Source organism: Oribacterium sp. HCP28S3_H8 (genome assembly GCF_052064775.1).
GTDB lineage: Bacteria > Bacillota > Clostridia > Lachnospirales > Lachnospiraceae > Oribacterium.
In genome coordinates, this window is the sequence record NZ_JBQHUZ010000002.1 from 395,026 (window position 1) to 421,101 (window position 26,076).

General features: G+C 46.8%; 32 protein-coding genes. 29 read left to right on the forward strand and 3 right to left on the reverse strand.

Annotated elements, in window-relative coordinates:
- Window positions 1–13 precede the first annotated feature (13 nt).
- From ACTNEN_RS03980 to ACTNEN_RS04015, 8 genes are all read left to right on the forward strand, one after another.
- On the forward strand, window positions 14–424 hold the full coding sequence (locus ACTNEN_RS03980; protein ID WP_441204781.1) for a hypothetical protein: 411 nt from the start codon (window positions 14–16) through the stop codon (window positions 422–424).
- Window positions 411–1,091: a hypothetical protein gene (locus ACTNEN_RS03985; protein ID WP_441204782.1), complete on the forward strand. Its 681-nt coding sequence runs from the start codon at window positions 411–413 to the stop codon at window positions 1,089–1,091. The genes ACTNEN_RS03980 and ACTNEN_RS03985 overlap by 14 nt, the downstream gene beginning before the upstream one ends.
- A 13-nt stretch (window positions 1,092–1,104) precedes the next feature.
- Window positions 1,105–1,893, forward strand: a complete 789-nt coding sequence (locus ACTNEN_RS03990) for a primase C-terminal domain-containing protein (RefSeq protein ID WP_227162000.1) — start codon at window positions 1,105–1,107, stop codon at window positions 1,891–1,893.
- Window positions 1,894–2,043: 150 nt separating this feature from the next.
- A complete protein-coding gene (locus ACTNEN_RS03995) occupies window positions 2,044–2,181 on the forward strand; it encodes a hypothetical protein (RefSeq protein WP_166436676.1) in 138 nt (45 codons plus the stop codon).
- Between the two features lie 137 nt (window positions 2,182–2,318).
- Window positions 2,319–2,750, forward strand: a complete 432-nt coding sequence (locus tag ACTNEN_RS04000) for a hypothetical protein (protein ID WP_441204783.1) — start codon at window positions 2,319–2,321, stop codon at window positions 2,748–2,750.
- A complete protein-coding gene (locus tag ACTNEN_RS04005) occupies window positions 2,747–4,225 on the forward strand; it encodes a DNA primase family protein (protein ID WP_441204784.1) in 1,479 nt (492 codons plus the stop codon). The genes ACTNEN_RS04000 and ACTNEN_RS04005 overlap by 4 nt, the downstream gene beginning before the upstream one ends.
- Window positions 4,226–4,350: 125 nt before the next feature.
- Window positions 4,351–4,530: a hypothetical protein gene (locus ACTNEN_RS04010; protein ID WP_441204785.1), complete on the forward strand. Its 180-nt coding sequence runs from the start codon at window positions 4,351–4,353 to the stop codon at window positions 4,528–4,530.
- A 34-nt stretch (window positions 4,531–4,564) separates the two neighbouring features.
- On the forward strand, window positions 4,565–5,107 hold the full coding sequence (locus tag ACTNEN_RS04015) for a hypothetical protein (protein WP_441204786.1): 543 nt from the start codon (window positions 4,565–4,567) through the stop codon (window positions 5,105–5,107).
- Between the two features lie 335 nt (window positions 5,108–5,442).
- Here the strand turns inward: ACTNEN_RS04015 and ACTNEN_RS04020 are convergent, their stop codons facing one another.
- From ACTNEN_RS04020 to ACTNEN_RS04030, 3 genes are all read right to left on the reverse strand, one after another.
- Window positions 5,443–6,177, reverse strand: coding sequence for an FtsK/SpoIIIE domain-containing protein (locus tag ACTNEN_RS04020; protein ID WP_441204787.1), 735 nt, complete (start codon window positions 6,175–6,177; stop codon window positions 5,443–5,445).
- A 64-nt stretch (window positions 6,178–6,241) separates the two neighbouring features.
- The gene (locus tag ACTNEN_RS04025; protein ID WP_441204788.1) at window positions 6,242–6,619 is read right to left on the reverse strand and encodes a hypothetical protein; all 378 of its coding nucleotides are present in this window, start codon (window positions 6,617–6,619) and stop codon (window positions 6,242–6,244) included.
- Between the two features lie 142 nt (window positions 6,620–6,761).
- Window positions 6,762–7,139, reverse strand: coding sequence for a hypothetical protein (locus tag ACTNEN_RS04030; RefSeq protein WP_441204789.1), 378 nt, complete (start codon window positions 7,137–7,139; stop codon window positions 6,762–6,764).
- A 340-nt stretch (window positions 7,140–7,479) separates the two neighbouring features.
- Here ACTNEN_RS04030 and ACTNEN_RS04035 point away from each other — a divergent pair, with 340 nt between their 5' ends.
- The 21 genes from ACTNEN_RS04035 to ACTNEN_RS04135 all read left to right on the forward strand — a co-directional run bounded on the left by ACTNEN_RS04035 (window position 7,480) and on the right by ACTNEN_RS04135 (window position 26,059).
- Window positions 7,480–7,734: a winged helix-turn-helix transcriptional regulator gene (locus ACTNEN_RS04035; RefSeq protein WP_441204790.1), complete on the forward strand. Its 255-nt coding sequence runs from the start codon at window positions 7,480–7,482 to the stop codon at window positions 7,732–7,734.
- A gap of 107 nt (window positions 7,735–7,841) precedes the next feature.
- A complete protein-coding gene (locus tag ACTNEN_RS04040) occupies window positions 7,842–8,570 on the forward strand; it encodes a hypothetical protein (protein ID WP_441204791.1) in 729 nt (242 codons plus the stop codon).
- 300 nt (window positions 8,571–8,870) lie between these two features.
- Window positions 8,871–10,538 (forward strand): hypothetical protein, encoded by a 1,668-nt coding sequence (locus ACTNEN_RS04045; RefSeq protein ID WP_441204792.1) that lies wholly within the window; start codon window positions 8,871–8,873, stop codon window positions 10,536–10,538.
- Window positions 10,539–10,641: 103 nt separating this feature from the next.
- Window positions 10,642–12,117 (forward strand): phage portal protein, encoded by a 1,476-nt coding sequence (locus tag ACTNEN_RS04050; protein WP_441204793.1) that lies wholly within the window; start codon window positions 10,642–10,644, stop codon window positions 12,115–12,117.
- A 218-nt stretch (window positions 12,118–12,335) separates the two neighbouring features.
- Window positions 12,336–12,842 carry a phage minor head protein gene (locus ACTNEN_RS04055; RefSeq protein WP_441204794.1) on the forward strand — a complete coding sequence of 169 codons (507 nt, stop codon included), beginning with the start codon at window positions 12,336–12,338 and terminating at the stop codon, window positions 12,840–12,842.
- A gap of 105 nt (window positions 12,843–12,947) precedes the next feature.
- On the forward strand, window positions 12,948–13,538 hold the full coding sequence (locus ACTNEN_RS04060; protein ID WP_441204795.1) for a hypothetical protein: 591 nt from the start codon (window positions 12,948–12,950) through the stop codon (window positions 13,536–13,538).
- Window positions 13,539–13,557: 19 nt separating this feature from the next.
- Window positions 13,558–14,574, forward strand: a complete 1,017-nt coding sequence (locus ACTNEN_RS04065; protein WP_441204796.1) for an SU10 major capsid protein — start codon at window positions 13,558–13,560, stop codon at window positions 14,572–14,574.
- Between the two features lie 25 nt (window positions 14,575–14,599).
- Window positions 14,600–14,911, forward strand: coding sequence for a phage head-tail connector protein (locus tag ACTNEN_RS04070; RefSeq protein WP_419047623.1), 312 nt, complete (start codon window positions 14,600–14,602; stop codon window positions 14,909–14,911).
- Window positions 14,908–15,282: a hypothetical protein gene (locus tag ACTNEN_RS04075; protein WP_441204797.1), complete on the forward strand. Its 375-nt coding sequence runs from the start codon at window positions 14,908–14,910 to the stop codon at window positions 15,280–15,282. Before ACTNEN_RS04070 ends, ACTNEN_RS04075 begins: the two co-directional genes overlap by 4 nt.
- A complete protein-coding gene (locus ACTNEN_RS04080; protein WP_441204798.1) occupies window positions 15,279–15,809 on the forward strand; it encodes a hypothetical protein in 531 nt (176 codons plus the stop codon). Before ACTNEN_RS04075 ends, ACTNEN_RS04080 begins: the two co-directional genes overlap by 4 nt.
- Window positions 15,806–16,207 carry a hypothetical protein gene (locus tag ACTNEN_RS04085; protein ID WP_015552429.1) on the forward strand — a complete coding sequence of 134 codons (402 nt, stop codon included), beginning with the start codon at window positions 15,806–15,808 and terminating at the stop codon, window positions 16,205–16,207. Before ACTNEN_RS04080 ends, ACTNEN_RS04085 begins: the two co-directional genes overlap by 4 nt.
- Window positions 16,208–16,212: 5 nt before the next feature.
- Window positions 16,213–16,638: a phage tail tube protein gene (locus ACTNEN_RS04090; protein WP_441204799.1), complete on the forward strand. Its 426-nt coding sequence runs from the start codon at window positions 16,213–16,215 to the stop codon at window positions 16,636–16,638.
- A gap of 39 nt (window positions 16,639–16,677) precedes the next feature.
- Entirely contained in the window at window positions 16,678–17,010 is a 333-nt protein-coding gene (locus tag ACTNEN_RS04095) for a DUF5055 domain-containing protein (RefSeq protein ID WP_441204800.1), read from the forward strand.
- Window positions 16,992–17,447, forward strand: coding sequence for a hypothetical protein (locus ACTNEN_RS04100; RefSeq protein ID WP_441204801.1), 456 nt, complete (start codon window positions 16,992–16,994; stop codon window positions 17,445–17,447). Before ACTNEN_RS04095 ends, ACTNEN_RS04100 begins: the two co-directional genes overlap by 19 nt.
- 3 nt (window positions 17,448–17,450) lie before the next feature.
- Entirely contained in the window at window positions 17,451–20,837 is a 3,387-nt protein-coding gene (locus tag ACTNEN_RS04105; protein ID WP_441204802.1) for a hypothetical protein, read from the forward strand.
- A gap of 14 nt (window positions 20,838–20,851) precedes the next feature.
- Window positions 20,852–21,223 (forward strand): DUF6711 family protein, encoded by a 372-nt coding sequence (locus ACTNEN_RS04110; RefSeq protein ID WP_441204803.1) that lies wholly within the window; start codon window positions 20,852–20,854, stop codon window positions 21,221–21,223.
- A gap of 4 nt (window positions 21,224–21,227) precedes the next feature.
- The gene (locus ACTNEN_RS04115; protein ID WP_441204804.1) at window positions 21,228–23,450 is read left to right on the forward strand and encodes a hypothetical protein; all 2,223 of its coding nucleotides are present in this window, start codon (window positions 21,228–21,230) and stop codon (window positions 23,448–23,450) included.
- A 13-nt stretch (window positions 23,451–23,463) separates the two neighbouring features.
- Window positions 23,464–23,895 carry a hypothetical protein gene (locus tag ACTNEN_RS04120; RefSeq protein WP_441204805.1) on the forward strand — a complete coding sequence of 144 codons (432 nt, stop codon included), beginning with the start codon at window positions 23,464–23,466 and terminating at the stop codon, window positions 23,893–23,895.
- Window positions 23,896–24,489 (forward strand): hypothetical protein, encoded by a 594-nt coding sequence (locus ACTNEN_RS04125; protein WP_412267751.1) that lies wholly within the window; start codon window positions 23,896–23,898, stop codon window positions 24,487–24,489.
- A gap of 3 nt (window positions 24,490–24,492) precedes the next feature.
- Window positions 24,493–25,374 (forward strand): hypothetical protein, encoded by an 882-nt coding sequence (locus ACTNEN_RS04130; RefSeq protein WP_441204806.1) that lies wholly within the window; start codon window positions 24,493–24,495, stop codon window positions 25,372–25,374.
- 49 nt (window positions 25,375–25,423) lie between these two features.
- Window positions 25,424–26,059 carry a hypothetical protein gene (locus ACTNEN_RS04135; RefSeq protein WP_441204807.1) on the forward strand — a complete coding sequence of 212 codons (636 nt, stop codon included), beginning with the start codon at window positions 25,424–25,426 and terminating at the stop codon, window positions 26,057–26,059.
- Window positions 26,060–26,076 lie beyond the last annotated feature (17 nt).

A 26,076-nucleotide genomic window follows, 5' to 3' on the forward strand; every position in this document is an offset into this window, starting at 1 on the left:
GGGGGGACGAAACTTGCATGACATTGGACTGGAAAATCTCAGATTCGCGATTGTGGAACAGGCTGTAGACGATTACCTCAGTTTACTGGCAGGGTTTATCACCCCGACAACAGACTGCAATATTGCAGAACTGGAACGATTCTTTTATTCTGATTGGTTCAGTGTTTTATGCAAGTTGGAGCCAGAGTTCATTATAGAGAATCTGAAAAGAAAGGCGAAGAAGATGATTCTGAAATATACCGTATCAAAGCAGAAAGGCAGTAGCCGTTACTATGTGCATGAGGTAGGCAGTAAAGAGCCTATCCCCGGCACACTGGGAACTAAGAAACAGGCTTTGCACAGAGCGGCAAAGATGAATGACCTGGACTATAAGGACTACATGAGAGTCCGCAGAAGGGATGGTGTGAGTTGTGATAAAGATTGATGAAGTCGAAACCTACGGATGGCAGGCGGCTATCCGTGGTATGAGAAATCCGAAGAACTCCTGGGAGAAGTCAGACAGCTATCCCGCTGTAGATTGCGGGAAGTGCGGAGTGATTGACCGGGACGGTATCTGTCATCCGAAGGAGCATGACTGCACTCCGTTTGCCTGCTATGCAGTCGGTGACAATGACTTGAAGCTGATGGAAACCCTGGGTGCTGCGGGAACTGACCACGGAAAGTACCTGCGTATGATTACCGTGACCGCAGATATTACCGCCCCTCTGTATTGGTGGAAAGAGTACGATACCTACAAGGTAGGCACTGTGGCAAACTCTTGTTCCACCATGCACAAAATCCAGGCAAAGGAGTTCGTTCTGAGCGATTTCAGCACGGAACACCTATCTGCTACGAACCTCATTGTGTTCAGCATGGTCATTGACGCTATGAATAATGCCCGTCTGGATTTCTTGCAGAGAAAGGACAAGAAGGACTGGTGGCAGATGATTCAGATGTTACCGACCTGTTACAACCAGAAGAGAACCGTACAGCTAAATTACGCTGTTCTCAAGAATATGTACCATTCCCGCCAGAATCACAAACTGGATGAGTGGCGTGAGTTCTGCAAGTGGGTGAAAACCCTGCCGTACAGTCAGTTAATCACAGGATAAGGAGAGTGTGGGAATGAAGGATTATTCCAAAATACCAGAGGAATTAAAGAATATGAATCAGTGGGTGTGTGCCTGGGATAACTCCAAAATTCCCATGAAAGCCTTTGAGAAGAAAGCCGCTTCCTCTACTGCCCCGGATACATGGAGTTCCTTTGAGCAGGCAGAGTGGGCAGTAGAGAACGGCTATTATGATAACCTGGGATTTGTATTCGCAGACAACGGACTGGTTGGTATTGATATTGACGCAGGCTTTGAGGATGGTCTTATGACCCCTCTCTGCGCCGATATTATGACCGCCTGCAAGTCCTACACAGAGAAGTCCAGAAGCGGACGTGGCGTACATATCCTGCTGCGGGGTACACTTCCCTTCCATGGTAAGAACAATCTTGCAGGGGTTGAGATTTACAAAGCCCGCAGGTTCTTCATTATGACCGGGAAACAGCTTATCTTTCCAACCATCATTGAGAACCAGGAAGCCATTGATTATGTGGTGGAGAAGTACTTCAAAGAGGTTGAGAAAGAGAACGGCGGGAAGTCTGCACTGGTACAGAAGATATACGCTCCGAAGTTCAATAAGCCAGAGGGCGGCAAGATTCCAGTTCGCCCAGATTACCCGCCGATTGCTTCTGGGGGCAGAAACCTGTCCCTTACTTCTCTGGCGGGAGCAATGCACAACACGGGCTACAACCCGGCACAGATTTATGCGGAACTGAAATTTGTCAACATGACTCAGTGCAAGCCGCCGCTTGATGACCGGGAACTGCAAACCATTACAGAAAGCGTGACGAGGTACAGACGATGAGAAGAGAAACTGGAAATCCCTGCTTTGATTGCAGGTGTGGTTGGTATGACTCTGACCTTGGATGTACCTGTCCTTCACTTGAGAAGTGGTATCAATGTCCGTTAGAGCCAGAACCCGACTGGGAAGAAATAATGAAGGAGGAAAAGAACCGTGGATGACTACGATTATTGCTATGAATGCGGAGGATATGGTGATGACTACCACCTGGACGAGAACGGAGAGTGGGTAAGCAGTTGTCCTGGCTGTCCTCACAATACATTGGAAGGAGATTATGACGATGAATGGTGAGAAAGACACTTGTGCAACCTGTTCACACTTCATCGGTGGCGGTGACTGGAACCTGTGTTGCGATTTGAAATACGATTTATGTTATAGCTGCACTCCGAAGTGTAACGATTATAAAGAGAGGAAGGAGGAAAAGCACAATGGATAATATACTGAGTATCCAGTGGAGTTCTGGACACATGGCAATCTATATGCCCGCTTTCTTCCCTTGTACTGCCGGGAAACTCAATAAGCTGAAAAAGTATATTGCTATGGACGTGGAACACGCAGAAGCCCTGTTCAAGCAAATGCAAGCATTCTTCCGGGAGCGTATTCCCGAATGTGAAGAAGTTTTTCAGCGTGAGGGTAAAGCCTACTGGAATTACCAGGACAAAGCCGCTGACTACGAACATCAACTTGCTAATGGCAAGATCCCGGTGGGACTCCCGCTGACGAAAGAGCAGAAGAAAGACTGGAAGAAGTACGCAAAAGATTGTGCTGCTTCTGCCAGGGCTTGTAAGCGTAGTGCATTACAAGCAAAGAAACAGAAAGAGTGGTTTGAAGCCCACCTGGAAGGAGGTACAGAAGAGTGAGTGATGAGTTATTTCAGTTGTCCAATGGCAGGTACATTACCTCTGAGGACATAAGCAGAAAGCTGTATTACATTAAAGACCACCACCCGGAAACCGCCTACCAGGATGATTCCACTGGGTACTCTTGGGATGAAGCGGGTATGGCTGACCTCTTCTCTGAGTGTTATCAGAATGACACCCGCTACTGCCCAGAAGCAAAGTCCTGGTACACCTATGAAACTGGCAAGTGGCACAAGGATGTGGGTGCGCTTCTGGTTTCTGCAAAGATTAAGGAGTTTGTGCGACTCATGGCTCTGTACTGCGGAGAGATTACCGATGAGGAAAAGCGTAAGCAGTACATGGCTTTTGTGGGGAAGATGGGTGACCGCCGCTTCCGTGACCGTCTTATGAAGGACGCTGCGGACAGCATGAAGATTGCAGCGGCACAGTTTGACACTCATCCCTATCTGATTAACTGTCTGAACGGCACTTATGACCTGGAACACATGAAGTTCCGTGAGCATAGATGGGATGATTTCTTGACCATGCAGACCAATTTTGAATACACCTTGCAGGAAGTTACCTGTCCACGATGGGAACAGTTCATCAAGGAAGTTACCCAGAACGAAGCAGACAAGGCAGACTACTTGCAGAGGGCTTTGGGTTATTCAATCTTAGGTACAAGTAAGGAAGAATGTATGTTCATCCTCCATGGTAAGACCACCCGCAACGGCAAAAGTACCATGCTTGACGCTATTCAGCACTTGCTTGGTGACTATTCAACCGTGGCTCCCGTAGAACTTATCTGCCGTGGTGACCGCCAGAAGAACGCAGAAGCAGCAAACCCGGTACTGGCAAAGCTGAAAGGTAAACGCATGGTTACTATGAGTGAGTCAGATACCGCAGGCAAACTGGATGAAGCTACAATTAAACAGTACACAGGTGGTGAGGACATTACCGCCCGTGAGTTGTATCAGTCGGCTATCACCTTCAAGCCGCAGTTTACCATGTGGCTGTCCTGCAATGACCTCCCTTCGGTGAAGGATAAGTCTTTGTTTGCGTCTGACCGTGTGCGTGTCATTGAGTTCAATCGTCACTTCACTGATGAAGAGCAGGACAAGGGACTCAAGGACTATTTTGAAACCCCAGAAGCAATGCGTGGTATCTTCACATGGTTGGTAGCAGGCTACTTCAAGTATATCCGCTTCGGGCTGAAAATGTCCCAGGGTATGCAGAAGGTTATTAAGCAGTATGAGAAGGATAATGACCTGGTACTGCAATTTCTGGAAGAGAAGTGTGAGCGGAAAGATGAAGGGTACACAAAAGCAAAGTCACTCTACGATAACTACAAAATGTGGTGTAAAGGGTGCGGTTATTATGTGTGCAGCATGAAGAAATTCAACGCAGAACTGACCGCACACCCGGAGTGGTATGCTGATAAAGGTGTCATAAATGGGGTAGCTGTCTATTATGGCATGGGTATGAAGTCAAATTAGTAGGGGTTGGTAGGGTAAAATAAGATTTTACTATAAGTTTTCTTAGTACGCGCGTATCTATAAAAACTTACTGTAAAAATTGAATTTGCCCTACCAACCTCATGCCCGACAGAAAGGAGACAGAAATGGAGTCTTATGTAGAAAGATGGAAGCGGGAGCAGGCTGAGAAACGACTGCTTGAGCAGAAAGAAGCAAAGCAGAAGGAGGTGCAGAAGGACAATGGCAGAAGAGCGGAAGAAACCCGGAGTAAGAGGAAAGGACAGAAAGCCCAGAAGAACAGAAGGGTATCAGAAGAGCAGTCCTAAGAATCTGGTGAAAGCCAGAGAGAACAGTCCTATCATGCAGGCTCAGACTAAGGAAATGCCAGAAGGGTACAATGCGAAGGTGACTGCCTTTATGATGGAGATTATGCCGAAGGAACCTCTGGACTTGCAGGACGTGCCAGAAATGGAAAGACGATTCTTGAATTATGTGCAGAAGTGTTCTGAATGGGATATGAAGGTGGGCAACCAGGCTGCGTATATGGCTATTGGTATCACGAAGGAACAGGCATGGGAATGGGAGAACGTCACGAAGGGGAACCCTGCCCGCACTGACTTTATCAAAAAAGTTCGCCAGTTCTGTGGTGTTTTTCGTGAGGGTCTTATGCAGGACGGCAAGGTGAACCCTGTCACGGGTATCTTTTGGCAGAAGAACTATGACGGCATGAAAGACCAGACAGAAATGGTACTCACCCCGAATAATCCTCTGGGAGAGCAGAAGGACATGAAAGCCCTTGAGCAGAAATACCTTGAGAGTGCTTATGACGGCTCAGAAGTCGCAGAAGGGACTTTTGCAGAAATCGCAGAAAGCCCAGAAGGGGCAGAAGGGCAGAAAGACTAATTTCAAAAGTCGCAGAAGGGGCAGAAGGGCGGCAACCCCTGCCCGCCTGCTGCCTTCCCTGCGGCAGACCGCCCGCCCAGGCTGCGGGGTTTCACCATGCTTTCAAGGCGTGGGACAGGGACAGACCGCCCGCCGCCCGTGGTGCTGTCTTGCTGCCGTGGTGCAGGCGTGGACACTCTGCGCCCCTCTGCGGGCTTTTCTGCCTGTTATGGTATAAGTATAGCCCCGTAGGGCTTGCGCCCGTCCTGGGTGGCTCTGCGGGGCTGTGATGGCATATAAGTATATAGACATAAAAGAACCCCGGCAGGCTGTGAACCTGTCCGGGGTTTCGTGCGTTATAACCAACGCAAGCGGGGGCGGCTGTGGTGCTTCCAATAGTCTACAAGCCGTTGCACCTCTGCGGGGTCATACATGGGTATATTATACAGTTGCAAGCCTGCCGGGGTCATATAATAGCCCTGTCCATAGCGGGGCAGGGTTTCGCACCCTGGAAGCCCTAAAATATTGCGGCTGTCTTGCTTGCTGCGGGTTCTAAGTCCTACACGACTGTCAAAATTTACTTTTATAGGGGTAGGGATAACAGCGGATAGCGGGCACTGTGTAGCGGCTATGATATGCACGTTTGCCGCTCTGCCTATCTGTGCAAGGCGTTGTATAAGCGGTTGCACTTGCTTTTTGTTAGTTGTCATTAAGTCCGCTAATTCATCAATAACCACATAGACCGCCCCGCCACTATAGTTCTTTTCATGGCGGCTCTGCATAGCCCTGTAGCGGCTTTCTGTGGTATCCATGGCATATTGTAACGCCTGCACCATGTCCCCCGGCTCACTGGCATATTTTAGCGTATGCGGCAGGGGCTTATAGTCTACAAGTTCTACCCGTTTAGGGTCTATAAAGATAAATTGCACGGCGGCGGGGCTGTCTTTTAATGCCGTTGTTATTATGCCGTTAATAACTACACTTTTACCGCTGCCCGTTGCGCCCGCTACAAGTAAATGCGGCTGTTTTAGCATATCGGAAAATAGATTGTAATAGCTGCCCTGCGGCGTTTCCCAGGTCTTTTCAATCAATGTTTTATGCCTCCATTCTATGAAATAAGCCCCGGCAGGCGGTGAAGCTGTCCGGGGCTGTGGTTTACTGCTGCATATAGCTATAATCGTATTGTTCCACGGTTTCCAGTGTGGCGGGCGTTGGTGCTTCACCTGTGAACCTGTCCACGGTGCAAACCGGGATATAAAAAGCGCTGTATTTGCCCGTTTCGGAATCGATACAATTATAGTATTCAAACGAATTAACTAAGTTATTAAAATCGTTTATAACTCCGATTTCATCAATTACGAATTGCGCCCGGTCTTTTCTGCTTAACCTGTGTTCATTATGCCAGGGTGTGAACGGGCGCAAGTTGCACGGGCAAATAATAACGGTTAAACCGTTCTTGTATGCGGTGCGGGCGGTCTTTTTGTCAATCCGCTTGAATGTATAGCCTTTTTCGGTAAATATGTATTTTCGCATGGTTTATACCTCCTATTTGTGCATTTTGCTATTGTATGCGGTTCTTTCTGTGGTGCAGGTTTGAAAGCCTACAGTTTCCAGACCCCCGGCGTAGCCGGGACGCTTGCGCCCTAACTGGCTATTTATACACGGCGCAACGTGTTTAAAATGCTATGCGGGAGAGTCTGCAAGCGGCTTGATATAAAGCCCTTGCTTGAACGTCTAACCATTCCTCACGGCTGTTAGGTCTGCGCTCACCCTCACGGGTGCGCTTGTACTCAGATGGGCAGCAGAGCCGCTCTGCAATGTCCCCGTTATAAATGAGGGACGAACCGCCGTAACTATAGGACTTCCAGGAGTCCGCACCATTGAGCAACCACGTTTTAAACTCCGCACGGTCTGCGGCTTCTCTGCCCTCATACGCTGCCCGCTCCTGGTATTCTTCCAGGAGTTCAAGAGCGTATATTGTAACGCCCTTACTCCATGCGCTGAGATCTTTCCTGGCTTCCAGTTCTTTCTTGATTTCGTTGTATGTTTTCATCTGTTTACCTCCTGTTTATTGTGCGCTGCCCTGGCGGGCGGCTGTGGTTTCGAACTTGTTTATCAAGTGTTTTATTGATTATAATATATCAAGTGTTTTATTGAATGTCAAGTGATTTATTGATATTCTTTTAAACTTTTTCACCACGTCCCGCCGCTCTGCCTGTGGTGCAGGCTGTCCCGGTCATCCTGCGGACAGACCCCCGGTGGGGGATATAGACCCCCGGCAACCGGGGCGGGTGAGCCTGGAAAATCCCGCAAAAATAAAAAAGATTCAATAAAACGCTTGACAATAAAATGCTTGTGATATATATATATATACTGACCATAGGAGGTGCAATATGGAAGCAAGAGAGATTATTAAAGACATTATGAGTACCGATGAAGTTACGAATGCTGAACTGGCACGGAGATTAGATATAACGCAGGCAACCGTCTGGGACAGGTTGAATAATAAGAAGGGGCGCAAGGATATTCCTGTATCTCTTCTCAAAACGATGTTAAGCGCACTTGGTTATAAAATCGTGGTTGTTCCAGATGAAATGCCTATCCCCGAAGGTGGATATGAAGTTGGTCAGACAGACATGGTAGGGTAAAATTGAATTTTTCACTAAGTTTTTATAGTAGAAGGTCTACTAAGAAAACTTATATGAAAATCTTAAAATACCCTACCAACCTTTACCGATTAAGGAGGTAATTATTTATGAGCGAATTAACGCTTATTGAACAGAGAACGGTAAATAATGTTCTGGTGGACGGGTACTATGGTAGCGAAGAAGCGTGGTTTACCCGTTTTCAAATAGGTGAAGCATTAGAGTATTCAGACCCTATAACTGCGATTACGAAAATTCACAATCGCCATCCAGAACGATTTGAAGGAAAATCAGTAACTACCAAACTGGTAGGTACTGACGGTAAATCATACGATATGTGGGTTTACAACTTCAAAGGAGTACTTGAGATATGCCGTTGGAGCAAACAGCCTAAAGCCGACATGGTGATGGACGCACTGTATGATATGGCTGAATCTGTTGTTAAAAAGGGCTACTATACAGTCATGTCCGCAGAAGAAACCATCAAAGCATTGGCTAAAGGTATGGAATATAATCATTTCATGGAAGATGTTGTATTTCCAGCTATTGAAATGCAGGATGAATTTACTTTCGATGGGCTTTTGGAACATTATTGTGGCTATCCCGTAAAAACGATGGATGATTTGAAACACGCAAAGGTCGTATTCAACCAAACTTCTAAGGAGAGAAAACAACGATTGTCGGCACTGAAATACAATGTTAATGACTATGTGAATGACGATGATATGTACCGCCGTATCAACAGGTTCAAATGGTCAGCCCCGGAGAATAGAGGTCATTATAAGACCATCAAGGGTGTTCGTTGGTTCGATGACTTTATTATGCAACAGCTAAGATGAAGTAGATTTCATCGACAGCAAGGTATATAAGGAGGTCGCAAACTACGACTCCATTATATGTGGAAGGGGTGAACTCATGTTTTATATTTTGTTTTGCTGTCTATGGTTTCTATGGTGGTGTATCAAGTCAATCGTTTTGTTTGCAATGTGGTTCACCTGGAATATTGTAGTCAGACCTGTGGCATGGTGTTTGTGCCTGCCCTTCAAGTTAATATGTAGCCGTAAGTGAGTTACGGTTTTGTCCAATGGGACTGTCTTAGTTGACGGTTCCATTTTTTTTTTTTGTTTACGGAGGTATGTATGGATTATAGTAAAATGAAAAGCAGCATTGACCAGGCTATCTTAAAAAGTCCGCTTGATGTTGCAGCCTATGATGATAAATTTGCCCTGTGCCGTGACTATGAGGGTACAGAGTTCCGACTGGCTCACGAATGGAACCAGGCTTTGCAGGAGGAAATCAGAGCGGGACTGAAACTGGCAGTAGATACCAGGGATTTTAAGACAGCAGAGGAATTTGACAATCTGCTGTTTCGCTCCCTACTGTTTTGTGCGCCCCATTATTTTGACGCATATTTACAGGCGGTAGAGTACGGCAAGCCTCTTGACAAGAAGTTCTACCTGCCCCGCCGTCATTACCTTAGACGATATGTGGAAGGATACCAGGAAGTTCTTGATGGAAAATTGGACTTTCTGTCCATTTCCATGCCGAAACGATGTGGTAAGTCTCAGCTTGGTATCAACTTTACGAATATGCTTTCTGGTAAATTTCCAGACCGTTCTACGCTGATGGAGGGTACAGGTGATGACCTTGTTCAGTCTTTCTACAAAGGTTGCCTTGAGTACATTCAGCAACCGAACGATTATCATTTTTATGATATTTTCCCAGAGAGCAAACTGGTACAGACCAATGCTGATACGAAGGTCATCAACCTTCTGCACAAGTCCCGATTCCCTACGGTCATGTGCCGTTCCATTGACGCACGGCAGGTAGGTCTTTCGGAAGCAACCAACCTTCTTTACCTGGATGACTGCGTAGAGGGACGTGAGGAAGCGAAGAACAGACAGAGACTTGATGACAAGTGGGAGGTTATTTCTGGTGATATTATCGGACGTGCCATTGAGGGTACGCCTATCGTTATCTGCGGTACACGATATTCTCTGTATGACCCTATCGGTCACTTGCAGGAGGAAATGCGGAAGCAGGGTAAGCGGTGCAAAATCATTGAAACCCCTGCTCTTGACCCAGTGACGGATGAGAGTAACTTTGAATACATTCGTGAGGGCAGGAAGGTTTTCACCACGCAGTACTTCCGTGACCAGAGAGAAATGCTTTCGGCAGAGCAGTTTGAGTCTGAGTTTCAGCAGCAGCCGTTTGAAGCGAAAGGTATTCTTTTCCCGGAAGCGTCCTTGAACCGATACTTTGAACTCCCTGTAGACCGTGAGCCAGACAGTATCATTGCCGTTTGCGATACTGCGGACAAGGGTGCTGACTATTGTTCTATGCCGATTGCTGCGGTGTACGGAGATGAGGTCTACATTGTAGACGTAGTGTTCGATGACTCCCCGCCAGAGGTCACTAAGCCAGAGTGTGCAAAGGCTCTGATGGACAATCTTGTGGTGGCAGGAACTTTTGAGTCGAATAATGCAGGTACATACTTTGCCAGGGATGTACAGCAGATTTTGACTGACCGAAAGTATGTCTGCAATATCCGAACGAAGAGAACTATCAGTAATAAGCAGACCCGTATCGAGTTCGCTTCTGATAACATTATCAAGCATTTTTACTTCAAAGACCCGTCACTCTACGCACGGAACAGTCAGTATGCCATGTTTATGAAGCAGGTCACAACTTACACCCGGTCTGGTAAAGTGCCACATGATGACGCACCCGACTCTCTTTCTCTGCTTGAGAATGAACTGCGTGGACTGGTAGGAGCGAAGGTTGAAGTTTTCAAAAGACCGTGTTAATTTACACAAAAACTCTTCAAACCTATTATCAAGAAAACTCTTGAAATAACCATTGAAGAGTGCTATAATTACAATAGAAATATTAGGATTGGAGGTGGCTTGCGTGTCTTTCGGTTTATACGGTAGACGCATGATAAAGTCTGATGAAACCGAAGTGACCGTTGAGAACGTGGTTGCGATTCTCAATAAGGCACTTCCTTATCACTGGGAGAATCGCAGTGAAATTCAATATCTGTGGTACTACTACAGAGGATTACAGCCGATTCTCAACCGTGAGAAACAGGTTCGTCCAGAGATTTGTAATAAAATCGTGGAGAACCGGGCAAATGAGATTGTGTCCTTCAAGTCTGGCTATTTGATGGGCGAACCTCTACAGTATGTTTCCCGTGGTAACGGTGATAATCTCTCGGACGCAATCAATCAGCTTAACGAATTTGTGTTTGCCGAAGAGAAGCCCGCAAAGGATAAGGAACTTGCTGACTGGTTCCATATCTGCGGTACGTCTTTCAGAATGGTTCTTCCAGATGAGGGAGTAGGTGAGGACGATGACTCCCCATTTGAAATCTACACACTTGACCCACGAAACACTTTTGTAGTGTACAACAATGGTCTTGGAAACAAGCCGCTTCTGGGTGTCAAGTATGTGGTGGATGACAACGGTATAGTTCATTATTGTTGCTACTCTGACCATGAGTATTTTGAGATTGTAGAATCTCATATCATCAAGGCAGAGCCGCACATTCTGGGTGATATTCCCATCATCGAATATCCTCTGAATATTGCCCGCATTGGTGCGTTTGAGTTGGTTATCCCGCTCTTGGACGCAATTAACCTTACGGACAGTAATCGCCAGGATGGAGTTGAACAGTTCATCCAGGCACTCATGCTTTTCCATAACGTAGACATTTCGTCTGACGATTATGAGAAGCTGAGAGAGGAAGGGGCTATTAAGTTCCGGGATATTGACCCTCAGTTGAAAGCCGAAGTATCTTATCTGACCAGTACTCTGAACCAGGGTGAAACGCAAACCCTGGTTGACCATATGTACCAGACGGTATTGACTATCTGTGGTATGCCGAACCGCAACGGCGGTACGTCTACCAGTGATACCGGGTCTGCGGTCATTATGAGAGATGGTTGGTCTGCTGCGGAAGCAAGAGCAAAGGACAGCGAATTGATGTTCAAGAAGAGTGAGAGGATTTTCCTTAAGCTGATTCTGAATATCTGCAAAACTCTGAAAGGCATGGACTTGAAGGTTTGCAACATTGAAATTCGCTTTACCCGAAGAAATTACGAAAACATTCTGCAAAAAGCCCAGGTGCTTGACCTTATGTTGAAGAACAGTAAGATTCACCCACGGCTTGCTTTTGAGCATTGCGGACTGTTTGTTGATTCTGACCTGGCATACACATTAAGTGAGGAATATGCAGAGGAACAGGAGAAGAAAGCACAGGAGTTGCTTGAAAAGCAGAATACGGAAAAGGAGGATGAAACCGATGACTCCAACACTGACAAAGGAAATGGTGCAGCAGGTGGAAACGCTGCTCAAGCACGGCAGCAGAGTGGAAGTGCTAATTGAGCAGGGCAAGGTTACGATTGTTGAAATCAAACGCAAGATGAGAATGAAAGAGTAACACCAGGACAGAGGTTCTGGTGAGTCCAATGGGACTGTGAGTGACGAACTCATAGTCCCTTTTTATTTTGCCTATGAATAATACATTTTCAGCTTATATTTCTGCGTTTGATGAACTCAACATTCTGACTTCCACCAGTTATTACTCCGCTTCTGGGAAGGATATGACCTCAAAGGTTGCTCAGATTGCGGATGACATTTTATCACTGCTCATCCGGGCTTATCAGCAGGGCATTACAGCCACGGCAGATATGCTTGCCTACGATTTGACCGTAGACGTGGATTCCATGGAGGAAGCCATTTATGAGGTGATAGACGGTAAAACCTTTGAAGACAGAATCGCTGACCATGTGATAGCCGGGGATTTGTCGGGCTTACAGATGTTAGTCGAATCTGAATATCACAGGGTATTCAATGCAGCGGAAGAGGATGGAGCCTATGAGTTCCAGTCCACAAGAGGACTGGGAGTCTTAAAGAAATGGGTGACTGTCCGGGATGAAGCCGTTCGGGATACTCATAAATACCTGGAAGGTGTAAGCGTGGCTCTGGATGAAGAGTTTTATACCTTTGATGGTGACCATGCTTCCAGACCGGGTGAGTTCACTAAGGCAGAGAACAATGTGAACTGCCGCTGTGTACTGAAACTTGAAACTGATACTTCGCAGGATTGACCTGCTTGTATGGTGAGGGAACACCTAAAAACGCACACTCAGACAAGAGGATAAAACAGAAGAACATGGTGAGGGAACACCTTAAAACGCAAGGAGGACTTTATTATGAGTTATTTAAGTGATTTGCTTGGAGATTCCTACAAGGAAGGTATGACTGAGGAAGAGATTTCTACGGCTTTACAGGCTGCGGGTGCAGGTCAGAATAATGACGCTGAAATCAATCGTCTGAAAGCACAGCTTTCTAAAGCCAATTCCGAAGCTGCTGATTACAAGAAGCAGTTAAGAGGTAAGCAGACTGCTGATGAAGCCGCTGCCGCTGAACAGAAAGCAATCATGGACAAGCTGACCCAGGAGAATACCGATTTGAAGCGTTCTATCGCTCTGGCAGACAAAAAGACAAAACTGGTAGCTATGGGCTACGATGAGAAACTTGCTGACAGTACTGCAATCGCAATGGTTGACGGCGATATGGACACGGTTATGAAGAACCAGGCTACGTTCAATGAGTCCCGTGAAAAGGCAATTCGTGCTGAACAGATGAAGAAAACTCCCAGACCTGCTGCGGGTTATGATGGGACGGGCGGCATGGATTACGCTAAGAAAATCGAAGAAGCGCAGGCAAGCGGCGATTTGACCGCAGTTGCCTACTATACACGTCTGAAAGCGCAGGATGAAGCGAATCAGATGAAAGAGTAAAAATCGGAGGTAAAAGACAATGGCAGATACGTTTGCAACCAGTTTTGGCGTTCTGAATTATTCTGGAATGCTGTTTAACAAGGGTAACGTGCGTACCCCGCTTTCTTCCATCATTGGTAGCAAGGCGAAAACCACGAATCATGTAGAGTTCGTTACTGGACAGGAGTACACCTCTAACGGTAATGGCTCTCAGCCTGCAATCAGTGAGAGTGCTTCTCTGACTGCCCCGGATGCTAATGTTGTGACCCGTTCTCAGAAAACGAACGTCACTCAGATTTTCCAGGAGTCCGTTGGTATCTCTTACGGTAAGCAGAGCAACATGGGTACTCTGAGCGGTATCAATGTCGCAGAGCAGCAGGCAAACCCGATGAGCGAACTGGACTTCCAGGTTGCCGCTAAGATTCAGAAGGTCAACCGTGATATTGAGTACACCTTTATCAACGGTGAGTACAACAAGGCTACTTCTGATTCTGAGGTAAACAAGACCCGTGGTCTGGTGAATGCTATCACCACTAACATTATGACAATGGCTAAGAAGCCCCTGGGTCTGTGGGATATTGCCGACATGGTGAAGAAGATTTACGGTGCGAATGCTCCGACTGACGGTCTGGTGCTGTGGTGTGACGCTGTGACTCTGTTCCAGGTCAACGCTGACGCTGTTCAGAATGGTCTTACCGTTGTTCCCGCTGCCCGTGAGATTAACGGTATTGCTCTTTCCAGTGTGGTAACTCCTATCGGTGTTGTTTACCTGTATCTGGGTGAGTGCCTGCCTGCGGGTACTGCACTGCTTCTGAACCTTGATGTTCTGGCTCCTGTTTATCAGCCTGTTCCGGGTAAGGGTAACTTCTTCCTGGAGCCGCTTGCTAAGACGGGTGCTGGTGAGAAGTATCAGCTTTTCGGTCAGATTGGTCTTGACCATGGTCCCGAATGGTATCACGGCAAGTTCACTGGTATTTCTACTACCTTTGAGAAGCCGACCTACAGCCGTTCTATTTATGTGGCGAATGCCGCTGACATTGGCAAGACTACGGTCTAATGAAGATTGAAAGGAGGTGGACAACATGACCGATGAAGAGAAACTGACCATGCTTAAAAGCATGACAGAGGAAACGGATAACGATGTGTTGTCCACTTACCTCACTTTAGCGAAAGGGGTAGTGCTTTCCCGTGCCTACCCTTATACGGAAGAAGATACGGTTCCTGCAAAATATGACACGGTTCATGTTGAAATTGCCGCTTATATGCTGAACAAGCGTGGGGCAGAGGGTGAAACAGCACACAGCGAAAACGGCGTTTCCCGTTCTTATGAAGATGGTGACATTCCCCCTACTCTGCTGCGGCGAATCCTACCTATGGCGGGGGTGATTCTATGAAGCTGATGAAGCGCAATCTAAAATCCGTGCATTACTGCCTGTATAAAGGTAGGGAGCCACTTCTGGACGATGACGGGAATGAAACTGGTGAATACCAGGTGGGCTATGAAATCCCCGTTGAACTGCAATGCAGTGTTTCACCTGCGACTGGATATGCCCAGGTGAATATGTTCGGTAACTTAGAGTCCTATGACAAGGTACTCATTACTGATGATATAAATTGCCCCATTGACGAAAACACCCTGCTCTTTGTAGATAAAGAGCCAGAGTTCGGAAATGACGGCAATCCTCTCTGTGACTATAGGGTACGGCGTGTTGCAAAGTCCCTTAACAGTATCTCTTATGCTATTAGCAAGGTGACCGTATCGTGAGCAAGCGTGTTATCAAAGTTACGTTATCTGAAAAGAGCATTGACAATGCCATTAAAGAACTCAAGAACTACAAGACGTGGCTGAAAGAGTGTACTGAAAAATTCATACAAGCCCTTGGCGAAGAGGGAGTCCAGGTGGCTACAGCAAAGTTCCAGACAGCCGTCTATGACGGTACGAACGATGTGAGCGTGTCTGTAGAAAGCCGGGATAACAACAAAGTAGCCGTGGTAGCTGTAGGAAGTTCAGTCCTCTTTATTGAGTTTGGTACAGGTGTAAAGTACCCAGACAATCACCCGGAAGCAGGCAAGAACGGTTTCACCCGTGGCGGCTACGGCTATAAACTGGGACGGCTTGAAAATGGATGGCGGTACACTGGTGACCCTGGTTCTAACGGTGAAGTTATTACCACGGGAAAACACGCAGGTGAAGTTCACACCTACGGTAACCCTGCAAACATGAGTATGTACGAAACAGTCAGAGAGTTGGAAGAGAAGTTTGAAGAGATAGCAAGGAGGTGTTACACATGATTGACTGCGAAAACGAAGTCTATACAAGGCTTGCGAAAATCTTGAGAGAGAAATTCCCTAAGATTGATATTGCCAGTGAATATGTGAAATCACCTTCTTCTTTTCCTCATGTGAGTATTACCCAGAGTGACTGCTATATCCCTACGGAATGGCAGGACAGTAGCATGAAAGAGAATATGGTCATTGCCATGTTTGAAATCAATGTCTACTCCAATAAGGCTGAGGGTAAGAAAACGGAATGCAAGAAGATTATCAAAGAAATCAATGACGCATTGTACTCCATGAATTTTAGGAGAACGGCTATGACCCCGGTTCCGAACATGGAGGACGCAACAATCTATCGGATTACAGCCCGTTTCCGTGTGGCAACCGATGGAAAACACTTTTACAGGAGGTAAGCAAAATGGCTACAAGTACTTATATGACCTTCCTCATGCACAAGAAACAGTCTACATGGGAGAAGCTGCTTGACATTACTGAGTTCCCCGACCTGGGCGGTGACCCGGAACTGCTTGAAACCACCACTTTGTCTGACAAAATGCAGACCTATGTGAATGGTGTCCAGAGCAATGACGGCATGACCTTTAATGCCAACTATGACCACACTGAGTACAAGGCTCTGAAAGCCCTTGAGGGCAATAATGAGGAATACGCAGTATGGTTCGGTGGCACTGAGACTGCAAGTTCCCCGACTCCTACGGGTTCTGAGGGCAAGTTCAAGTTTGCAGGCGAACTGTCCGTCTACGTTACTGGCGGCGGCGTGAATGAGGTTCGTGGTATGGCGATTACGATTGCCCCGTCCACTCCTATCACTGAGGACGAAGAGTAAGATCACATTTAATTTTGAGAATTAAAGGAGAGTTGAGCAATGGCTAAACAGATTGTTTTTACCTATGAAGATAAGGAATACACGCTTGAGTTTACCAGGCGTACTGTCAAGCAGATGGAGGATGAGGGCTTTGTTGCACAGGACATTGACCGTAAGCCTATGACTCTGCTTCCTGCTCTTTTTGCAGGTGCATTCAAGGCGCACCATCGTTTCGTGAAGCAGGATGTGATTGACAAGATTTATGCGAGTATGCCTCATAAGGATGAACTGATTGGCAAGTTGGCAGAGATGTACAATGACCCGATTGTGACTCTGATGGAGGAACCCGATGAGAAAGCGGTAAAAAACATGAGTTGGGAAGCGAACTGGTAACGGGTTCGGACTCCCAGGCTGAAACGGGCGGCAACTGCCGCTTGCCCGTTGTTTATCGTTACGGGGAAACTTTTGAAAAACTCTGCGGTTATTACATGAGTCTGGGCATGGGCTATCACGATTACTGGGATGGTGATTGTGAGATGGCACGGTACTACAGGGATATGGATGAAAAGGTCAAAGAGCGGCAGAATGAAGCCCTCTGGCTACAAGGTCTGTATTTCTATGAAGCGTTGGTTGACGCTTCCCCGGTACTGAATGCTATGAGCAAAAAGCATAAGCCTATTCCTTACAGGCAGGATCCGATTCCTCTGACCGAAGCACGTCATAGACAGCAGCAAGAGGAAGAGAATCAGAAGAAACTTCATGCGGGTAAGGAAGCCATGAAACAGATAATGGCAGGGGTCAATTCAAAATTCAAACGGAAGGAGGAATAAATCATGGCAGTTGAGATTGAAGGTCTTGAGTTTCAAATTGAAGCGAAGTCCGAAAATGCCGCTAAAGGTGTAGACGCTCTGATTAACAGCTTCAATAAGCTGAAAGCAGCAACCAAAGGTGGCGCAGGTCTGAACAATATCAGCAAGAAACTGGACGCAATCAGTAATGCAAAGCTGAGTATGTCCGGGATTGAGAAGATTGAAGATTTGACGAAAAGCCTTAATTCTCTGAGCAATGTCAAGATTTCCTCCACAATCTCTAAGAGAATAACTGAAATCGGTGCTTCTCTGGATGGTCTGAACTGGTCTGGTGTGGAAAAGGTTGAAGCACTCAGCACTGCTCTACAGAATATGCAGGGCATTCAGATTCCGAATATGAGAAACCTTACTGGGAACCAGACAGCTACGCCTGCCGGGACTGCTACTCCTGCTGCGGCAGCAACGAACGCTACTTCGGCGGCAACCTCTGGTGTTACTCAGTATACTTCACAGGTTACGGCAGCAACCAGTGCCACTCACAATTTCGTATCTTCGCTTGGTAAAGTGGCAGGTGCAGTGGGTGGATTTACGGGTATTACATATCCGTTCGTACAGGCGAAAAATGCACTGGGCGCACTTCCTGCCAAAATCAAAGAAGTGGTGGGAAACCTGGGAACGCTCTATCAGCAGTTTGTTAATACGGGCGGTGTTCTGGGTCTGTTCGGGAGAAGTATCAAAGCGGTTGCTTCTACGCTGGGTTCTAAGTTGGCTGCGGGAATGAAGAATGTAACCTCTAACCTCAAGAAGATGAACCCGGTGGCTCAGATTGCGAACGGGAAGTTGGGTCAGTTGTTCTCTTCCTTAAAGCGTATTGCAATGTACCGTGCAATTCGATTCTTCTTTGCACAGCTTACGGCTGCAATGAAGGAAGGTATTCAGAATTTGTATATGTACAGTTCCCTCATGGGCGGTACGTTCAAAGGAAGCATGGACAGTCTGGCAACCAGTTTCCAGTACCTCAAGAACAGCATGGGTGCTATGGTGGCTTCGCTCATCAATATGATTGCTCCTGCGGTGGACGCTCTGATTGATAAATTTGCGGCATTGCTGAACATTGTCAATCAGTTCTTCGCCCGTCTGTCTGGTGCAACCACCTTCACGAAAGCGAAGAAAGCGGCGGCTTCCTATGGCGATTCTATCTCTGGTGCGGGTAAGTCTGCGAAGAAAGCGGCAAAGGATATTAAGGACGCTACGGTTGGCATTGATGAATTGAACATTATCAGTCAGAAGGATTCCAGTGGAAGCGGTTCTGGCAGTAAGAACTATGGCGATATGTTTGAAACCGTGCCGATTGACAGTAGCATTTCTGAATTTACCGACAAGCTGAAAGCAGCACTGGACGCAGGTGACTGGAAAACCCTGGGTACTTTACTGGGTGAAAAGTTCAATGAGATTGTGGATAGCATTGATTGGTCTGGTATCGGTCACAAGATTGGATACGGACTGAACGGTGCAATACAGACAGCATACTGGTTCCTAAAGACAGCGGATTTCAAGAACCTGGGTAACCATATAGCAGAACTGCTGAATGGTGCAATGGAGGAAATTGACTTCACATACCTGGGCAGACTTCTGGTTCGTGGTGTCACGGTAGCCCTTGATTTTATGATTGGCTTGCTTGGCGGTTTGAATTGGAGCCTTGTGGGAAAGAGCATTGGCGATTTCTTGAAGGGTGCATTCAATGAAGCCCAGGAGTGGATTGCAAGCTATAACTGGAACAAGATGGGCAAAGACCTGTGGAAGAATCTCAAGGCTTGTATCAAGGGCATTGACTTTGCAGGTGTGGCACAGAGTTTCTTCAAGTTACTGGGTTCCGCTATAGCGGCTGCTGTGAGCGGTATCGCAGGTTTCGTACAGGGTATCTGGGAGGACATTACCGGGTACTTCCAGAAATATCTCACCAATGATGACGGTACAAAGAAATGTGGTCTTGACTGGGTAGCGGGTCTACTTGAGGGTATCTGGGACGGCATTAAAAATATCGGCAAGTGGATTAAGGAGAACGTATTTGACCCGTTCATTGAGGGATTCAAAGAGTGCTTCGGTATTCACTCTCCTTCTACAGTAATGAAGGAGATGGGCGGTTATGTGGTCGAAGGTTTCTTGCAGGGACTTAACAAGTTCAGTGAGATTGCAGGCAAGGTGAAGGAATGGGCAGGTAAAGTCATTGAGTGGTTCACGAAGGGTGAGGACGGCAAGGGTATTGTTGAGCATTTCAAGGAAATCGGCGGCAATATCGTAAGCGGCTTCAAAGACAAGGTTGGTGGCACTTATACCACGGTCAAGTCTAACGTGACTACCTGGGCAAGCAAAGTGAAAGACTGGTTCAGCAACAACTCTTTTGGTGGAGTGAACAGCGATACTTTCAGTACCTTTGCGAACAACACGATTGAAGGTTTCCGAACCAAAGTCGGTAGTGCCTATACCAACACCAAAACGAATGTGACCACCTGGGCAAGTAAGGTCAAGGAATGGTTCACCAGTAGTTCCTTCGGTGGCGTAAACTCTACGAACTTCCAGACCTTTGCAAACAATGTGGTGACCGGGTTCAAGGATAAGATTGGTTCTGCGTATGTGAATACGAAGAGCAATATGACTACCTGGGCAACCAATGTGAAGAACTGGTTCTCTGGTATTGCTTCCGCTTCTGCATTCTCTGGCTTCGCAACCAGTGTGGTTGATGGGTTCAAGAACAGAATCGGCGGGTACTACACTGCGGCACAGGGTAACATGAGTACCTTTGGTAGCAGTGTGAAGAGTTGGTTCACAGCACATTGCTCCTACAATGGTTTCTATAATGTAGCTTCTGACGTAGTGAGTGGTTTTAAGAACGGTATCGGTGAATTGTACCATACTTGCAAAAGCACAATCTCTTCCTGGGGTAGTTCAATCATTTCCTGGTTCAAGGACAAGTTGGACGTAAACTCCCCGTCTAAGGTCTTTTATGAGATTGGTGGTTTTGCCGTTGCAGGTTTCAATAATGCGATTGCCCAGGTGGGTAAGAGTACGAAGTCTGTAGTCGGAACATGGGCTGATTCCTTTACGAATTTCAGTCCGACAATGGCACTGGCAGTTGATACTTCTGCTCTGAAATATTATGACTCTGCCGCATTCTCCCGGTCTATTTCTTCTAACGTACAGAGCAGCACGGAGGTTTCCGCAACGGGCTTCCGTGAAGCCATGGAGGATTTCTACCATGAGTACGTTGAACCAACCATGGTTCAGATGGCTGATGATATGCGTAGGCAGGCTGATAAGGAAGAGAAAACCGTGGTGCAGGTTGGTAACCGTGTGGTGACTGACGCTGTGACCACTCAGAAGAAAGCCAATGGCTATAGCTTTACGGGATAAGGAGGTAATGTGTAATGGCTTATCTGGCAATCAACGGTTATGCGTTACCTCCCTGCAAGAGAGGTGTCACCCCTACGGTGACCACTCTTGTAGATTCCGGGCGTAACGCAAACGGTACGGTGGTGGGTCAGCGTATCGGACGTGACCAGTACAAGATTGACAATCTGGAATGGTCATGGCTCACTGCCGAACAGTGGTCAAAGATACTGAGTATCCTTGATAACTTCTTTGTAAATGTAACTTTTATTGACCCTGTAAGTAATGCACCTAAGACCATCAAAATGTACTGTGGTAACCGAACGGCTGAACCCTACTGGGTAGATAAGGACGGTCACCCGACACACTACAGGAATTGCAAGGTGAATCTGATTGACGTAGGAGAGTGATTTTATGCAAAAGGTATCCAAAGAGTATAAGGCAAGCATGAAAGACTCCCTCCGTGAGAGAGCATACATAATGATTTCTTTCGGAGTTGTCAACCAGGAAGCGCAGGCGAAAGCCAGAGTAGACAGCGGAGAGTTTGCCTACTTCTCCAACCCGGACAACCTGTTCAATGAGGGAAATGACGATATGGTGTACGCCACTCTGGAAGAGAACTTCACCAGGGTTGACGGTTCCATGTATTTTCTCCCACGGAACAAGCCGGGGGCAATGTTCTACAACACAGGGTTGGTAGGGAAGAATCTGGTATCAGACGGACTGTATGAAGTGACCATAAATCTTCATGCGGCTCCGACTGATTTCAGAGGTATTACGATTAACTTCGGTGAGAACTATCCTACTGATTTTGATTTTGTCACGAATACCGGGCAAAAGGTTGAGTTCCGGGATAATGACAAAGCTGTTTTTACTACAGAGGAAGTGCTTGAGAATGTAACCACACTGACTCTGGTGATTCATAAAATGAAGAACCTCCAAAGCAGGCTGCGTATCTACTCTTTCCGTTTTGGCTACGGACTGGTGTACTACAACGATTCTGTTATGAGTTCTTCGCTTGAGAGTTATGTCAGCCCGATTGGTGCTGACATTCCTCAGATTGATTTCTCAGTAACGCTGAAAAACTATGACAAGTATTTTAATGTGGACAACCCGAAGTCGGCTATCAACTTCCTGGAAACTGGACAGGAGATGGACATTTACTACGGGTATCAGCTTCCGAACTCTGATGAAATTGAATGGGTCAGAGGAAATCACCTGCTCTGTTCTGAGTGGGAGTCCGATGACTACACGGCAACAATCCGTTGCCAGGACGTGTTCCGTAACATGGACACGGAGTATTACAAAGGACTGTATGCTCCGAACGGCAAAAGCTATTATGACCTGGCGATTGAGGTTCTGAAAGCTGCCGGGGAGAAAGACTACTATGTTGACCCCCGACTCAAAAAGCTATATACGAAGAATCCTATCCCCCGTGTTTCCTGTAAGGAAGCATTGCAGATTATAGCCAATGCCTGCCGCTGTGTTCTGTCACAGTCCAGAGTTGGTACGATTCAGATTAAATCCTCTTTCGTCCCGGAAGCTGCGGCAAGCAGCAATGGTGAAACCGATTACTCCCACGTTGCGAAGATTCTAACGGATGATACCAAAGATGAGTACGCAACACTGGCAAGTAACTACACCACGGCAGACGGGACAATGTTCTTCCTGCCACGGGCGGCAAGTAAGAGGACGTTGAACACAGGCTTTATTTCGGAGCAGAAGTCTGACGCTGACGGTAAGTTCACCACAAACCCTATGGTAACAATCGTGCAGGAAGCCGCCTGTATGTACTACGGTGTGAAGTTCGTGTTCGGTAACGCTCTTCCTTCGGGAATGGTCATTCGTACCTACAACAATAACGAACTGGTTACTGAGTATGAGGTGGAAGAAGAGATTACAAAGACCCTGGTGGTTCTTCGGGACTTTGATGATTTCGACACCATGAAGATTGAGTTCACGGGAACGGCAGAGCCGTACAACCGTATTGTGCTTAACAACTTCGCTTTCGGTGATGTGACTGACTTCACCATGGAGCGGCAGGACATGACTTCTTCCCCGAAAGCCATTAAGCAGGAGTTGGTCAAAGAGGTCATCGTACCTTGCTACAGTTATCAGCCGGGTAATGCCGAAGAGAGTCTTGTCAGTGAGGATATTACCGTGAAGTCTGGTGATGTGGAAACCTTCTATGTGGGTGAACCGTCCTACAACTTCCGGGCAACACTGGACGAAAGTGCCAGTGGTGTGAGTATCACTGCATGGGGTAACTACTATGTGACAGTCAAGTTCTCTAAGACAGGAACCTTCCGTCTGGAAATTCTGGGCTATCGGTACAAAATCGTGGAGCGATATGCCACGAAGTCACTGAACAGCAGAGGTAAGTCTGTAAAATGGGCGAACCCGCTTATCAGTGATATGGCGATTGCTACAGAACTGGCTGAATGGATTGGTGACTATTATACCGCAGGTATTGAGTATGAGTACGATACCAGAGGTAACCCGGAGATTGACGCAAACGATATTGTGTACCAAGAGAATGAGTTCCATGACGGAATGAAGGTAAATATCTATCGGCACACAATCAACTTTGACCAGGCGTTCAGCGGCAAGGTAACCGCAAGACGTGTATCCAGTTAGGAGGTGACGGAAGATGGCATGGCAAACACCTAAAACAGATTGGCACGGAAGTACAAATTCAGAGGGTGTTTATACGGGTGACAGATTCAATGCTTCGGATTTCAACCGTATTAAGAACAATCTGACGTTCCTCCGGGATATGGCAATCAAGCTGTACAAGGAGTTCTCTCTTGTAAGCCTGGGTGATGACAGAGTACCAGGTGACTACTTTTACGCTGATGAAATCAATCAGCTTGAAGAAAATCTGGAAACCCTCAACACCAACACTCTCAGAATGTCTTACGGGTCTGCACCCGTTTATAACGATAACGGCACTACGATGGATTTCAATGAACTGAATCGTTTAGAGGGTGCAGCCTTAGACCTGTATGACAGACTCACGAATGAGAGTGAAGGAAGGAGGATGTTTACATGGAATTTCGGAATGAAGGGAGGGGACTTGTAAATGGCATGGGAACTTTTACCTGTTGACTATACGGACGCTGTGTGGGCGGGCTTGAAGCGATACAACCAGATTAACAATGAAGATGGTTCGGTATCCTTCCAGGACATTACGGCTTATACCGGGAAAGAGAAATCTTTCTTCGGGGCAAAAGACGCTAACCGCATGAACGAAGCCCTCAACACCATTATGAGCATGGTGGAGAATGGCACTGACCTGTATACCGCATTCCAGAATTATTTTGCAGAGCAGAAAACTTTGTTTGAGCAGGAAGCTGATTCCAAAGCAACGGAGTTTGATAACTACACGGATAATCTGGAACAGGAATATAAGGCAAGCATGGCGGCTTTTGAGAGTCAGCAGCAGCAAATTTACAATGCCTGGTTCCAGGCTATGAAAGACCAGTTGAGTAAGGACGCTGCGGGCAACCTGCAAAATCAGTGTACTGAACTGGATGAGCGTTTGACTCTGCTTGAGCAGATGACAATGCAGAATGACTTCTCTGCTCCGCTTGCTACAGATGATGAAGCAATCACGCTGATTGTGGATGACCTGGATTATGCGATTCTGGCAGATTGGAAATACAAGGAGGAATAAAAGATGGCAACTATTAGTGTTCAGACGAAAAAGTTTGCAGACCTGGAAGCGATTCTGTCCGTTACGGGTACTGAGCAGATGTTGATTCACGATGGTAACGGCGTGAAGGTCATTACCGTTCAGAATCTCCATAAGGGTTTGCAGGCTGACATTGACGCAATTCAGAATGTGATTGCGGATGGCGCAGGCGCACATAACAGCATTTACCGTGGTAAGAACCTGGGTACTTCTGTTACAGCAGAGCAGTACAAGGCTATTTCTGATGGTACATTTGCAGGTCTTTATGTCGGTGACTACTGGGTTATCAGTGGAGTGACTTACCGCATTGCAGGCTTTGACTATTACCTGCATAACGGCGATACCGATACTACCAAACACCATGCGGTGATTGTACCCGATGAGAATATGGGTTCGGCTCAGATGAATACCACGAATGTCACTACGGGTGGTTATGTTGGTTCGGCTATGTATAAGGCTAATTTGAATGCGGCTAAGACCAAAATCAAGGCTGCGTTTAGTGGTCATGTGCTTAGTCATCGTGTTTATCTGACGAATGCTGTATCTAACGGCGCACCTTCGGGTGGTGCATGGTTTGACAGCGAAGTTGAACTTATGACAGAGCGTATGGTTTACGGTTGCCCTGTTCACTCTCCGATGGGTGACGGTCAGAAAGACCCGTGGAGCGCAATGCACAATTATACCGTGGAAAAATCTCAGCTTCCGTTGTTCGTCCTCAACCCGGCTGCGATTGCTACACGATATGATTACTGGCTGAGAGATGTGGTTACCGCCGTTTACTTCGCTGGTGTGGACTACTACGGGCTTGCGAGCTACGGCAGCGCTTCTAGCTCTCTTGGCGTTCGCCCCGATTTCTGTATCTGTTAATCGAAAATCTGCACCCCCTTGTGGGGTGCAGTAGAAAGGAACTAATGAAATGTCAGTATTGAAAAGCAAACGGAAACCCTCTCAGTTTGAGGTGTTCCATCATCTCAACAAAGTTAGAAAAGAGGTTACTGATTTGCTGCTCCGTGACTTCGGCTACAGCAAACGAAAGGCGGCACAACGTCTTGAGAAGAAATTCAGTGGGCGAAGCTACGAAGAACTTACTGACGTTGAGAAAGAGATTTATGACCATTTCCGCAAACAGCAGGAAGCCTTTGATACTTGGTTTATTGAGGATGAGCGGAAAGCTGTAGTCGATTGTCTGAGGTCTATCGGTGAACACGTTTACACTGCGAACAGCATTTATCCCACCTACTATGAAGAGTTGGTGGAGCGGCGTGTTCATCAAGACCTGGCAATCGGTCAGTGTTACCGACTGGTACAGGAATTACAGTATGCAATAGAAACTCTCCCGGTGGATGTTAATTCTTTCTTGAGGTTCGGTGAGGACATTCAAAGAGAGATAGACCTTATTAAAGGTTGGCGTAAATCTGATAACAAGTTCAAAGGGGCAATCTCTGCAACCGCCGATAACTTCGCTAATGTGAACAACAACGGGAATGCGAACAACAACAACGCTTCTAACTCTAATGGCGTTCGCCCCGATTTCGATACTTCGATTAAATAGCCACTTGAGCGTTTCGG